This window comes from Planctomycetaceae bacterium, assembly GCA_041398825.1.
Lineage (GTDB): Bacteria > Planctomycetota > Planctomycetia > Planctomycetales > Planctomycetaceae > F1-80-MAGs062.
In genome coordinates, this window is record JAWKTX010000002.1 from 575,293 (window position 1) to 589,267 (window position 13,975).

The 13,975-nt window shown below is 54.5% G+C and carries 10 protein-coding genes; 5 read left to right on the forward strand and 5 right to left on the reverse strand.

Going from position 1 to position 13,975, the window contains the following annotated elements; translation table 11 throughout:
- Positions 1-57 precede the first annotated feature (57 nt).
- The 5 genes from R3C20_06095 to R3C20_06115 all read right to left on the reverse strand — a co-directional run bounded on the left by R3C20_06095 (position 58) and on the right by R3C20_06115 (position 5,089).
- Positions 58-1,740, reverse strand: a complete 1,683-nt coding sequence (locus tag R3C20_06095; GenBank protein ID MEZ6040056.1) for a LamG-like jellyroll fold domain-containing protein — start codon at positions 1,738-1,740, stop codon at positions 58-60.
- Positions 1,737-2,279 (reverse strand): sigma-70 family RNA polymerase sigma factor, encoded by a 543-nt coding sequence (locus R3C20_06100; GenBank protein ID MEZ6040057.1) that lies wholly within the window; start codon positions 2,277-2,279, stop codon positions 1,737-1,739. The genes R3C20_06095 and R3C20_06100 overlap by 4 nt, the downstream gene beginning before the upstream one ends.
- A 565-nt stretch (positions 2,280-2,844) precedes the next feature.
- Positions 2,845-3,141 carry a hypothetical protein gene (locus tag R3C20_06105; protein ID MEZ6040058.1) on the reverse strand — a complete coding sequence of 99 codons (297 nt, stop codon included), beginning with the start codon at positions 3,139-3,141 and terminating at the stop codon, positions 2,845-2,847.
- 31 nt (positions 3,142-3,172) lie between these two features.
- Positions 3,173-4,453: a serine hydrolase domain-containing protein gene (locus tag R3C20_06110; GenBank protein MEZ6040059.1), complete on the reverse strand. Its 1,281-nt coding sequence runs from the start codon at positions 4,451-4,453 to the stop codon at positions 3,173-3,175.
- Between the two features lie 339 nt (positions 4,454-4,792).
- The gene (locus R3C20_06115) at positions 4,793-5,089 is read right to left on the reverse strand and encodes a hypothetical protein (GenBank protein ID MEZ6040060.1); all 297 of its coding nucleotides are present in this window, start codon (positions 5,087-5,089) and stop codon (positions 4,793-4,795) included.
- Between the two features lie 1,070 nt (positions 5,090-6,159).
- Here R3C20_06115 and R3C20_06120 point away from each other — a divergent pair.
- The 5 genes from R3C20_06120 to R3C20_06140 all read left to right on the forward strand — a co-directional run bounded on the left by R3C20_06120 (position 6,160) and on the right by R3C20_06140 (position 13,965).
- Positions 6,160-7,335 carry a hypothetical protein gene (locus R3C20_06120; GenBank protein ID MEZ6040061.1) on the forward strand — a complete coding sequence of 392 codons (1,176 nt, stop codon included), beginning with the start codon at positions 6,160-6,162 and terminating at the stop codon, positions 7,333-7,335.
- 83 nt (positions 7,336-7,418) lie between these two features.
- Entirely contained in the window at positions 7,419-8,702 is a 1,284-nt protein-coding gene (locus R3C20_06125; protein MEZ6040062.1) for a hypothetical protein, read from the forward strand.
- Positions 8,703-9,195: 493 nt separating this feature from the next.
- Positions 9,196-9,588 (forward strand): hypothetical protein, encoded by a 393-nt coding sequence (locus tag R3C20_06130; protein ID MEZ6040063.1) that lies wholly within the window; start codon positions 9,196-9,198, stop codon positions 9,586-9,588.
- Positions 9,516-10,601 carry a GDSL-type esterase/lipase family protein gene (locus R3C20_06135; protein ID MEZ6040064.1) on the forward strand — a complete coding sequence of 362 codons (1,086 nt, stop codon included), beginning with the start codon at positions 9,516-9,518 and terminating at the stop codon, positions 10,599-10,601. Before R3C20_06130 ends, R3C20_06135 begins: the two co-directional genes overlap by 73 nt.
- Before the next feature lie 16 nt (positions 10,602-10,617).
- Complete coding sequence (locus tag R3C20_06140; GenBank protein ID MEZ6040065.1) at positions 10,618-13,965, forward strand: tetratricopeptide repeat protein; 3,348 nt, start codon at positions 10,618-10,620, stop codon at positions 13,963-13,965.
- Positions 13,966-13,975: the final 10 nt, after the last annotated feature.

The following is a 13,975-nucleotide window of genomic DNA, read 5'->3' on the forward strand; positions in this document are numbered from 1 at the left end:
CTGGGAACCTCTAAATTCAACAATCAACAATCGGGAATCGCAAATCAAAGCCAACAGTCACGGCATTGACACTTCATACAATTGTCGAATCTCTTCTGCCGATAACGGAGCTGAGAACATTAGAAACTCGTCCATGCTGCCGTTCAGATTGCGGACGGCAAACCGCGGTTGATCACGCTCGGGCAGTCCCCAGTTGCAAAGCGATGCATCGCCGATCCGAATGCTGGTCACCAGGTAGTCTTCCGGAATCGCTTCCTGACTGAGCACTGCTCCATTGAGGTAGTGATTGACCTGTCGATTCGTCCCGTCATAGACGGTCGCAATCATCAGCCAGCGACCGCTGAGTGATGAATCCCAGAATGGTGGCGAGTAAAAGATGTGCTTATCTCTTTCACCCTTCGCGGCATCCCAGACGTTATTCTTCTTGACGGAAAAGAACAGTCGGCCATCGTCCATGATCTGCCAGTGCGGTTCACCCTGCTCGTGGCCGTCGGTTAAGAACAGAGAGTTGTACCAGCGGTCAAGGCTGTTGATTCGCACCCAGGCGATCAGAGTGAGATTCTGATACTCACCCGGCACCTGCAGCCGCACCCGACTTCCCGCCGGGCTGAAGTCCAGGGCGCTGGCTGATTCTCCCCAGCGGTTCTGAGCACTCGCGGCGGCAACGACCGCACCAGCACTTGCACGTTGGACGCCTTGCAGTGACAGATTTGGCAATCGGCGCTCGGCAACAGAGGCGGATGTCAGCTGGTAATGAGCGATTAACCGGTCGTCAATTGAGAGCGATTCGCTCGTCTTCTGCCACTCTTCAAGACGAGTCTGCTGCTCGTTGCGGATACGGCGCTGGAAATCCAGGTTTCCGACAAACGTCTTTGGATCGGCAGTGAATGAAGTTTGCCCCAGACGACTCGTCCGAGTGGCGTCTCCCTGTTTCAGTCGTTGAGCGGGCAATCCTGCCGGATTCCATTCGATCTCCCCCTCGAGGACATGCACTTCGGACTGATCGGCGGAAACATTGACAGCGAACTCGGTCCCCAGATCAACGACTTCGCCTGCCGTGGTCAACAGCCGAAAACCCTGAGCTGGCTCGGGCACCCGAGCACGCACCTTTCCACTCGCGACGGAGACTTCCATCGGTGAGAGAATTGAGAATTGGGCCTCGCCCTCAACAACCAGCGTGACTCCACTGAACAGTTCAAACTGGGCCAGACCTCGCTCCAGGCGGATCTCGCCCGGCGGAACGATTCCGCCAGGTGAAAGTGCGACATCCCCCCAGACCGCATCGGCCTGTCCAGAGAGAATCGCAAAGCCGGAGGACTGCTGCTCTGAGGGTGCCGAGACTCTTGATGAACTTGATTGATGATTGACGTTTGATGATTGTTGATTTGCGAGGTTGGTGCCTGCGACTTCTTCCTTCAGCAATCCTTGCTCATCAATCATCAATCCACTTTGCCGGACAACAATCACCAGCAGGCATGCACAGACCGTGGCCATCACTGCGAAGGCCAAACGCCAGCGACGCCCCGGCGTATCTGAAGTCAGGCGTTTTGATTTTCCGGGTGTCTCGCCTTGAGTTGTTGCTTCAGCTTCCAGCAATGCGGAAAGGAAGACGCGATCGTAATACTCACGGCGAATGATTGGATCGACAGACAGTTCCGCTTCCAGCCTCAGGAAGTCGGATTCGGAGATTGTTCCCTCCAAAGCATCGTCAATCAAAGATCGGAGTTCCTCGGCAGTCATGACGTTGCCTCCCCAGTCTCCAATTGTCGTTGCATGCAAGCCAGCAAGGCGGATCGAAGTCGATGCAGTGTCACCTTCAGCCCGCCAGGACTCCTGCCGATCATCTCTGCATACTCTGCGAGCGTGCTCCGATGGGAATACCGCTGGAGAAGCAATTGCCGGTCCTGCGCTCTCAGCTTCCCCAGGCACTCGCGCAGCGCTTCATGCCGCAACTGAAGATTGTAGTCTGCTTCAGCAAGCTCAGATTCGATGATCTCCTCCAGTTCGCCACTGAAGACAAGCCTGGAATCACGAGCCTGCGATTTTCGGAAATTCAGCACTTCGTACCGCGCAACACTGAACGCCCATGCCTTGAAGTTCGTCCCCAATTCGAAGTCAGTTCGCTTCTCCCAGAGCTTCGTATTCGCCTGCTGGGCCACATCACCCGCAGCTGGATCACCCGGCAGGAGCGAACGGACATACAACTGCAACGCCAACTGATGCTCAGTCAGTTGAGTCACAAATGCAGTGTCAAAATCACCGGGGCTTGTGTCTGGCATCACTGCATATGCCGCGGAAGGCCGAATGGTTAACAGAAAATTTTGAAACTAATTGCAGCAAATGACGTAAACTCCCAATTGGATTGACTGTTGCGCAGTTTTCGATCTTCCGGAAAACGTCGACCGCAGTCTGAAGGCCTCAAACCAGGAGGCCTCTTCGAACTGGACTCGAACCAGACTGCCGATCACGGACAGTCACGAGGGCAACAGGAATCCGCCATCTTAGCCTCAGGAACGTGAACTCCTGTTGATCGCTTCCCCGACTTGTCCCCGGTTTGAACCGCACTGGAACTGTCTGCGGTTGGGATAAGTTTCTCCATCAAACGAGAAGCACTCGCCGCAATTGAACGCGACGAACGGCGTTTTCAAAGTCAAAAGTTCAGACAACGACTTGCAGAGAACTGTGTCGTTCAACCCTCGGAGAGCACGAGACCGATTGAACAAATCGGTATGAGAGAGGAACGCTGACATTCCAAGTAAGAGTCCACCGCCAAAAACGAGGCTGGGCTTCATTCAGAAAAGGTCGGGGCAACCATGAAGTTCCAGTCCTGTTCAGCTCCCCGGGTCATGACGTTGGGGCGATTGATCGTCCGAAAACAACTGCATCACCATTAGCTGCCTGTTGAAAACGGAGTGGCTCGAGCAGGAGACCCTTAAGGATGAGCAGACGACGAAAAGGTGGAACTGGCTCGTCTGAACCAAGTCGGCGGATGGAGACGGACGCGGAAGAGTCGTTGATAACCTGAAACTCCATGAGCCAGTCGTCGTGCGGAAAACTCCGAACGGGGTGTCGAACATAAAACGTATTTCGAGCTTCGATGCCGGCCAGCGGTTGCGGTGGGTTGGCACCGAAGGCGAGCATCAATTGGTTGTTCGACCGGGAAATCCGCAGATCACCGTAAAGATCGCAGCGATACGTTCCGGCAAACCTGACAGTCGGAATCTCGGAGGGCTGTTCGGCATCGCGTTCTTCTCTCGCTTCCGCCAGCCTCTTCTCCCGGTGCCATCCGGATTTGTCGACCTTTTTCCAAGAACGGCCGGTAGTGCCCGCGATCCCATTTTGCGTTCGGTCCGTCAATAAGTGCGTCCAGGACGTCGTACATCCCAGCATTCGGAAACTGCGACCATTCGCGGGTTGTCAGAATGGTCACGCCGATCATTTCCTCCGGCATGATGGCATAAACGGTGCCGGTTGAGCCGCCGTGGAAGCACAACCGTCCGCGATAGTCCATCACTTCCCAGCCGAGACCCGTCCCGTAGAACCTGGCCGCGTACGGATTTCCTTCCTGATTCCATGTGACAGGGATCGACATGTGAATCGTTTGCATCATTCGTCTCGTTTGAAACTTCAACAGACGGTGGTTCGACTCGTCTGATGCCATCGCAGCGAGCATCCACTTTGCCATGTCGTCCGACGTGGAACGAATGGATCCGGCCGGTGACGTGTATTTCATAGCGGCTTCTGGCAGTTCGACAGGCTGTAACTCTCCGTCGACCCACTGATGAATGGTCGTCGGAGATTCGTCGGGCTCCGAGCGTCGAGTTGTCGATGTCGACTGCATGTTTAGCGGAGTGAGTAATCGGTTTCTCACGAACTCCTCCCACGAAGTCCCGGACGTTCGGGAAATCACTTCGCCCAGCACATAGAACATCAGGTTATTGTACGTGGATTTCTCGCGGAGACCGCTGACAGGCTGCAGGTAGCGAACTCGTTCCACGATTTCCTTCGGGCTAACATCGCCGCGGGAAGGCAGGAGGTCTCCGCGTTCGAGTCCTGTGCGATGGCAGACCAGATCACGAATGGTTGTATGCTGCGTCCGATAGTCATCACAGAAGCGAAGTTCGGGAAGATGCTGAACGACGGGATCGTCCCAGGCGATCTTCCCTTCTTCCACCATAACCGCCAGTGCTGTCGCGATGAAGTTCTTGGTGATGGAGGCGAGGGGAAACCGCGTTGTCGATGTCACTTCGTCATTGCCGCCCAGCCTTGTGACACCATAGCCCCTGGATAACAGCACGTCACCGTTGCGAATAATCGCGATGCTTGCGCCCGGAATTCCGCGTTCCTGCATGGCATCAACCACATAGCTATCAAATCCATCCAGTACGTCATCTGGCAATGCGAATGGGCATTGCAGAAGAACAAACATCAACAACAGAGACCGCCTTTTCATCGTTCTGTGCTTTCCGTCGACGGGACCCATGCAGTGGTAGACAGCGGCCATCCCACTCCGTAGAAATGCGATTCCAGCAACACAGCACCACCTTCGCAAGTGACTATCAGCCGCCAGGGAAACTCTTCCAGCAGCAGTCACCAAACGAATCCAATCAACCATGGTCGCCGTCACTGCTGCCTGTCCAGACAACGACCAGAATCGCCGGATTGCTGCGAGTGATGCGTCCATCTGGAACCCGGCACTGCCACAACTCCGGTGAATGCTTTTGTTATACACCCTCTTTCATGCGGTGATAAGTATCGGAACAGTTGGGCGTTCAGACTCGCCCGACCATGTCTAATTTCTTCTCACTGGCGGTTTCCAAAGGAGTTGACCGTTGCTGTCCCTTATTTCCAGCACTTCGTCTACGAAGAAAGCAATGCGGCGGAATCCTTGTTGTGACGGACTTTTCTTCTTCCAGCATGCCGTAATGGTTGGCCGTCCTACGCCTTCATCGTCGATTCCATCGTCCAGCGCTATGCCTTGAGAGGAAACAAAAACCTGCTTTTGCCCGTCAGTAAACTCCACGATGAATTCTTCTGGCCAAAAAACCTGTTCGAATTCTGCTCGCAACCTTGTCAGTTCCTCGTGCATGACGAAATAGCAATAAAAGTAAGTTGTGATGTGGCAGTGGACGGAGAAAATGAGCGAGGTTCGTAATGAACCAGAAGCCATTGACCATGACTCGGCTTCGCCGGCTGGTCATTCGGCACTTCGGGGTTAAATTCAATGTCCGTTGAAAAACCGGAACAGGCACGCAGGACGCCTGGAAACCATCGTGTTTTAAGGTCTCCTGCTGGAGCCAGTTCCGTTTTTTAAACAGGCTGTCAGGTTAGCCGTCGACCGACGGCGGTACTCGCAGTATCCAATCAATCGCAGTCATGAATTGAGCTCCAGTTTCGTTCATTGTCTCGTCGCCCAAAAGGGCCGAAGGTCGCGGGTTTCCTGAACGCGGATGAAGTTTCTATTGGCAGATGTTGTCCGCACCTGTCTTGCCGCGGCTCACTGATGCTATTCGCGAGCCGAAGCAGCGATCAAAAAACCACCGTAACTGCCCCGGAAATTCACTGGGGTAAACTGATGTGCCACCGTTGCTTTATGGTGAGGTTTTTTGGGGTGTAAGGCAGGCTGCAAGTGCTGCGTGTTTCAGACTGGATGAAAAGGAAAATCCAGGGATGCGTGTCGTGTGCCGAATGCTGAATCTGCCCGAATGAATATAGGGGCGTTGCAAAACCGGAACCGGCACCCTTGCACATATCAGGCCGTTCCGGTGCTGATCATCCGACATGAACACGATGACGGGCTGCTGCCCGGAAATGCAGAATGCGTCGGACCTGCCGCCGTTTACTTTCTGAAGAGACTGACAAATACATCTTGAGCGGACCTGTCGGCCACGGGGCAATCGAAACGCAACGCGATTCTGTGACGGATTCTCCGTTGACTGCATCTGTCGGATGAACACAATCGGCGAGCAGGCTGATGTCAGCGTTGAGGGGCGAACATTTTTCTGTTGACGAACGTTTGGTATAAGCTGCCGGAAAGGGAACACTTACGCGGGTTCGCCGCAGAACAGGCCGCAGCAAATTCGAACGCACTTTGATTTCCAGTTCGATGTTGCCCTTTTCATTTCCTGGTCAGGGCATCTCATCAGGGCGTAACGTTAGATGGCAAAACGCAGGTCGAAATCTTACAAGTCGCAGCTGACAAAGGCTGGAAAAAACTACGTGGATCTGTTTTCCGCCAGTTCAGACTGGTCTTTGTCTGAGTATCTCGATCGAACGTGGAAAGACGCACAGCAATTTCTCGACACTGCTGCTGAACAATCCCGATGTCAAACGCTTGCCGAAGGTTATCCGGAGTTTCCACGCGAACATATCAGTGAACTTGGAATGCTGTTTGAGCTCCGAACAAAGTTCGAAAATGAAGGTGTCGCGAGGAGAGTGCTGTGTGACGACGTGGCTGAGATGGAGATTCTACGCGCGCATTATCGACTTTGGTTTGCGTTGCGTTCATTTGAGCCGCCTGGCATCGACATCCGGCATTTGTTGTTTTTTTGTGGAGTCGGTGAGGTTGAATTCGCGAAGGAGCTGGCGATGGGCCGCCGCGGAGCCAACACACTTTTCCTGCATTCGTCGGAAATGGTTTGGGCTGCCACGACCGCGATGCTCAATCGGCAATACGACACCGTTCGACTGATCATTGACAAGGCAAATTCATTTCGCAGGAACTCTTTCACGGACCGCGAATGGAATATCCTGAAACTATTTCAGGCGGCGCTGGACCGGGATTCGCGAGCAGTGGCCGATCTGTTGAATGAGCGGGTCGAGCAGACAAGACGTCAGCGTATCAAACCGGGGTTTGAAGAAGTTGTGGCGCTGGACGCCCACGGATTGTATTGGCTGCTGGCCGATATCGACCCCTCTCTCTTGTCGGACTTTGATCCGACTCGCGGTCATCCGTGGGACGCCGAGTTTCATGATTGGTGTGTTCAGAATCCGGCAAACGAGTCCATTTTAGGCGGTTCGGCACCCCACGTAGTCCGTGATGTTCTTCAACGCAACACGCCAACATGGATGCCCCAGCCAGCACCGCTCTATGATGTGATCCTTTGTGAGGGCGACGTTGAGAATGCGGCGCTCGTTCAAGTTGTTGACGAATGTTTTGATTGTCACAACGTTTACGACCCCAAACGAGTGTTCGGGATCCTGCCCACGACTGTGTACTTCGAGACAAGTCATAAATTTGCAACAAAGGTGGCGGGCAGAATCACTGCAGCCGGAGGAAAGGCTGAAGTGAGAATGACGGAAGGAACGCCTTACCAGTCAGTGCTTAATCATTAAGTAATGCGATCGCATGAATTTGATTCCTCAGGAACGGATTCGAAACGTCAAGACCATTGGCCTGCATTCAGACAAAGTGCTTCATGAATTGCTTTCAGCATCAGATCTACCCCACAGAGCCACAAGTGGCGGTTCAACGCGTGATGTTATCCTCGCGTGATTTGACCGGCACTGACTTCAGTGCATTGCATACGGCTTTGGGGGTGAGTCGTGTTTTGTTGGTGCATGGAACATTTATGGGCGACGATCCGTTTGGGATCGGAGACGTGCTGCGGCTGATTGCAGAAAAAGTCCCCCTGATTTCCGGGCAACTTCAGGACCTTGCAGAAACAGTCGTCAGCAAAAGTCGCCCGTTCATCACAAGTTTGACGGATGACATCGGCAACTATACCGAAGGTTACCGAGATGCTTTTCAGCAGATTGTCGGACCGGATCCGCACGTTGAATTGCTGAATCCGACATGGTCTGGTCAAAACCATCACTTTGCCCGGGCTGATCTGGCTGTTCGATTGTTCCAGTGGCTACTGAATCAGTCGTTTCACGCGGACGAACGCGTCCTGCTGTGGGGACATTCGCATGCAGGAAATGCATTCGCCCTGCTCAGCAATCTGATGGCGAATGATCGAGTGTCGGTCGAACAGTTTTTTGCCGCTTCGAATCATCCAGCCGATTCCCACTGGATTCAGGTTCGAAGTGAACTGGCGTCGACAACGGGACCGCATCCATTGGCGGGAAGAATTCTGATTGCAGCCTTTGGCACACCCGTCCGGTATGCGTGGGACACCCGCGGACTGAAATCACTGGTGCATGTTCTGCACGACGTACCTCATTCCGGAGAATTCGAAAGCATTTCCGCGGAGGTATTGAGAACGGATCTTCAAGACAGGCCGTCAGCAACCGATTCTGAAGTGCTTGAGGCCACACAAACTCAACCATTGTTTCCTCCGCAACCGCTGCCGCACGTCATTAATGCAAAGTACGGCGATTGGGTGCAGGCCTTTGCAGTGGCAGAGACCGACAGCATTTCGATTCCGCACCTCGAATCGAATCGGCAGCTCAGCGAACTGCTGCAGAGAAATCTGATGCAGCACGAAGCTGAAATCGAAGCGTCTGAATCGTCCATCCCATGGAAACTCAGGCTGGTGCCTGCAGGACGTCTTCGACGACTTTGTCGGCGATGGATGACGGGAACACGCTTTCATACGAGCGGGCTGAATATCGCCGTGCAATACGAACCCAGCGGCCAGCGCGCTCACGGTCTGCCTTTGGAACACACCATCATGGGGCACGGAGTCGCCACAACAATCGAATGGCTGCCGGCACACCTGAGGCTTGTGGCGGACGCGCTGGCCATTCAAAACAGGTAACAGGATGTGCTGGGTAAACACGGTTGCCTGGTTGCCGCACGACGCTGAGGCTATCGCGTGACCTGATTCACCCTGCGTTCTGCTGGTGAGCCGGGGCGGCTGCGTGTTTTCCTTTTCTGCGGATGTCCCAGCGCTCCCGGGGGAGAATTCTGCGGCCTGTTTCGAAATGCGACAGATCTCAAACCCTCTCGGTGTCACTTTGTCGGCAGCGTTTGACGCCGGAGGCGTTCGCACGCTTCATTCCTCCCCCCGCTTGCCCGTATAACCCGGAGTTGACAGTGTTGGTGCGGTTCGGCGGTGTTGGCCCGGTTTGACCGCTTAGCGCTGCCAGTGAACAATATTGCCAGCGAACAATATTGTCGGCGACAGGCATGGGCACGCGACAGGTGCGGAGCGCCTGCAGGCTGATCGCTGGCAGACTGTCGAGGTTTCTTAATCCGCGCACTTGTTATCTTCATCGCGATATTCACTCATTCCAAAGGGACACTGGCACATGAAACAATCGGTCTTATCCCCTGTTTTCCACGCGTCATCGAGCGGCATTTTGCGAACGGCTTTCGTTCTCTCACTGGTATCAGCTGCGATTTTCGGATCAATGTTCGACAGTGCGCCGCTGGCAGCGGAAGCCTCCCGCGACGAACTGGCTCTGCCCGCAACTGACGATGGTCTTCCGGGGGCAGGCCCGATTCGCCGCTACGATTGGTTTGAGAAGCTTTGGCTGAATCGCCGGACTGACTTTGCAGAGAATGCAGCGCAGGAGAAAGGATCCGTCGTTTTTTTGGCGATTCGATTACTCAGGGATGGGGCGGTCGGCTGGCTCGGGCATTCCCCGAATTCAAATCCGCGAACCGAGGAATCAGTGGTGATACCACGCGTGGAATGTTGATACGCCTCCAGCAGGATGTTCTGTCGTTGAACCCGGCGGCCATTGTGATACTGGCCGGGACGAATGATCTTGAAGAAGGAGCCAGCGCCGAAGTCATCGCTGGCAATCTGCAACTGATTCTGGATGCCATTCGTGAGCACAATGATCAAACGCCGGTCATTTTGAATCTGGTCTTTCCAAGTTCTGAAAGCAAGAAGCGATCTGCTGACGACATTCGCAAAATCAATCTGCTTTTTCAGGCGGCGGTGAAGGCAAATCCTCAGGTGACCGTCATCGACACCTGGACTCTGTTTGCAAATGAAGACGGCGATGCCAGGAAAACGGAATTCCCCGATCTACTGCACCCGAATGATGCGGGTTACGATAAGTGGATCGCCGCCCTGCGACCTGTGCTGGCGACGCTGGGATTCACAGAAACTGCGAATGACGACTTTGTGCCGGAAGAGGGCTTCAGCAGCCTGTTCAACGGTAAAGACCTGACGGGCTGGGGGTATCGCCCATCTTCAGAACAGGACATCAAATCGCGTGAACGCTGGCGAAAAAACAATCCGGATGCACCTCCGTGGCCCATCATTACCGAAGCGAATTCGTTCGATGGCAAGACTGTAAGCTCTGATGGACGGTACGTTGCCAGGAACGGTCGATTGATCGTGACGACTCCTATGGAAGGACGTCGCATTCAGCAGATCTGGACCACGCAGGAGTTCCCGGGCAACTTTGAGCTCCGGCTGCAGTTCCGCGCAACACCAAATGCTGACAGTGGAATTTTTATCCGTAAACCACAGTTGCAGTGCCGAGATTATGTGCTCGCTGGCCCCTGGAAAGAACTGAAGAACTACAAGCCCCAGGACTGGAATGATGTCGTCATCGTTGTGAAGAACGGTGTGGCTCACTGTACCTGCAACGGCGAAGTGCTGGAGGCCGAGTTTCAGGTTCCCGAGACGGGGCCAATCGGGCTCGAAGGCGATCGCGGTCAAATGGAATACCGTCGCATTCGCATACGGCAGTTGTAGGATTTGGATCATTCGCATGAAGAATCGCCTTCATCCATTCGGCCGAAGTCGGATCCTGTGGTCCCCAGGTTCTGTGGGCTGCCTGATCATGGTGTTCGCGGCGGCCGTGGCGAGCACGGTTACCAACAGCCATGCAGGCTTCTTCTTTCAGGGTGAGAAGGCAGCCGACGATACGGCTGAAACCGAATTGGCGAATTTGAAGGCGGAGAAAGACGACGAACTGGATTTGGCGACAGAACGGCTGTTGCAGATCCTGCGTCGTCGTCCGCATTTCGGGACGGCTTTTGATCGGCTGTACCAACAGTTGGCGATTGACCAGCAATTGTCAACAACAATAGACCGTCTCGCGGTGGAAGCCGATGGTGGGGCAAAGGATAACTCCGCTTCCGCAGCGACGTTGGCTGGCATGCTGCAGCTGCACCGAGGGCATCAGAAACAGGCCATTGCCTTACTGCAAACAGCCACATTGCGACAGCCTGATGACGCCATCGCCCACTGGTATCTGGGCAAAGCGTTTATCGTGGACCAGCAACGTGAACCAGCCGTCGCCGCTTTGCGTCGTGGGCTTGAACTTCCCGCATCGCGTGGCGATTTGATTGATATGTCGATTGAACTGGGGCGAATTCTTTCGCAAATGCATCAGGATGCGGAAGCGATGAGCGTCTGGCAGTCGCTGCAGAATCGATACCCCGATGACAGTAGACTCCGGCAACAAATCGCAGAAGCATTAGTGGAAACCAATCACCTTGAAGAAGCACAACTGTTGTACGACCAGTTAATGGCTTCCGGCACAGACCCGATGCAGAGAATTCAATTCGGACTTGAGGCCGCAATACTGAGACATCGTCGCAGGCAATCGGCCGAGGCGCTGGAACGACTGCAGCAAATGCTGGCAACGGTTCGCCCGGGAAGTTGGGTGTTCGCAGAAATTCGCGACACGATTGAAAATGTGCTGATCGACCTGACCGAGCAACCTGCCCCAGGTGCGGGGGGTTCGGTGCTCAATACTTTTGAGCAGCCCGCACCGACAGAGAGTTCACGATCCCTGCAAGCGGTGGTGGATTATTACATCGATTGGCTAAGGACCCATCCCGATGATCTGGATGCCCGGCGACGACTTGCCCGGACCTATCAGCGACTGGGAGAGATGGAAGCCGCGACGTCCCTTCTGAATTCGGCCATTTCGCAGGCTCCGGACCGAGGCGATCTTCGGCAGGCATACATCGAGCTGCTTCTGGACGATGGGCAATGGGAATCGGCCCTGCTGCAGTACAACGCGTGGGAGCAAATTTCACCGGCTGGTTCAGCAGATTCAGGTCGCCTGAATGACTGGGGGAGTCTTCTCTACGAATGCAGCCAGCAAGAAGAACTGGACGCGAATCGGCGTGTTCAACTGCGCGAGGCTGCCTCTGCGGTATGGCAGAAAATGATTGCAGTGGAACCGAATCATCCTCAGACGATTTGTCGCGTCGCACAGCTCGAATCCCGATCAGGGAACTATTCCCGTGCTGTCGAACTGTTATCTGATTATGCCCGGGAACATCAAACATCCGAAGAGATTCTACAGCATTTGGGAGAAGTCTACTGGGCGATGAATCGTCGGGAGGAGGCGGTGTCAACCTGGAAGAAGATTGCCGCGTTGCCGGAGTTCTCCAACGCGTCAGCAGAGGGAGGCAGCGACCAGCGTAGTGAAAGTCGCAGGCTGACCAATGCTATTCGGGCTGCACGAATTCTGCAGCGCTACCAATTGCCATTCGAAGCGATCTCTCTTGTGCAGTCGTGTCTGAAAGTTCAAACGAATTTGCCGGCAGACGAAGTGCCGCCGAATGATGAGATTGTGAATGGATGGATGGTGCTGTCGGATTTTCTGGTCGACGCAGGGCAATGGGAAGACGCGTTGTCAGCCCTGAGGACAGCGTCAAAGGCCAGCAAAAGCACTGAAACTCGTCGGCTTGCTCTTCAAAAGCAAGTCAATGTGTTGCGAGCGATGGGTGGACTGGAAGACTCGATAAGAATGCTTTCCCGTACGCTCACTGACCAGCCGCCTCAGACAACTTCGCGGGATGGTTTCTTCGAGGGCTGGTGGCAACTGGCACTTCTTTATGAAGCGAACCAACAACTGCCAGAGGCCGCCGATGCAATCACACAGGCTGTGCGAATCAGCGAGAATGCCGCGAGGGATTCTGATTCCCGACCGTCGATTTCGCTTTTGACAACCGCAATGACCATCTGCGAATCGGCTTTGCAGTTTGAAGACGCAATTTCCTTCGCCGAACAGTTGGTGCGCAGTGACTCAGAGAATGCATTCGACCATTTGTCCCACCTGATTGAATTGCATGAACGCGCATTCCGGGCCGGGTACTCGCAGCATAAACAAAGAATCGTGAAGGCATCAGATCGACTGATGGAGGTGTTTCCTGATCGGCCTGAAACCTGGCTGAGAGTTTCTGAAGTGCAGTTGCATAACAATTGGGTTGCAGACGGAATTCAGACCCTGATGAAGGCGGCCGTACGATTTCCTGAAGACCAATCCATCCAGATGGCATATGGCTATGCATTATCGCAGCATGGCCAAATCTCTGAAGCCATCACCTACTGGTGGGGACTGTTTGACAAGGCGACCAGCTATCCGCAGCGGGCAGCCATCGTCGAATTGCTTGCGCCACTGTACGGCAGGCTCGAACGGTGCGAAGCTCTGATTTCAGAGATCCACGATCGAACGGCATCCGCAGCGGGTTCGCGTGAGGCTGAACTTCTGGCAGTGACCGCCTGGCGAGCGGCGGGGAATGTTTCCATGGCTCGTCAGACGCTGCAATCGTTGCTTGATGGATCAGAACAAGACGTGCAGCTGCTGCGACAGCTTTCGGTGATTTGTGAGCAGGAGGGGCGGTTAGCTCTCGCGATTGACTATCAGCGTCGCGTCGCAGGACTGACGGGGAGACTTCCCGACAGTCAATCGGCTGCGCCTCCTGAAGCGACCAGAATCCTTCCCGGTCAGGCGGCGCGACCAGCAGGTTCGTTGCCCTCAGATTTGTCCCCTGACGCGGAACGCCTGTATGAATTGCTGATCCGGGCGGCTGCAGAGCTGGAACGAAACAACCAGGGCACGGAAGCCTGTCAGTACTACGCGCAGGCGCTTCGTTTAGATCCGAATCGATTTGCCGCGAACTTTGAGACTTACCTGCAGAGTTTCGAATATGCGAAACAGCTTCCGGTGCTGGGACAAACGCTTCTGGAAACCAGGCCGGATGCATTTGCCGATCAGCAGCGACTTACGAACTGGCTGATTGCCGAACTGGCTCGAACCCGCGCCACAGGAATTCTGGCCGAACGGCTCCGAAAATGGCTCAATCATTCAAAATGAGCCCTCCCCG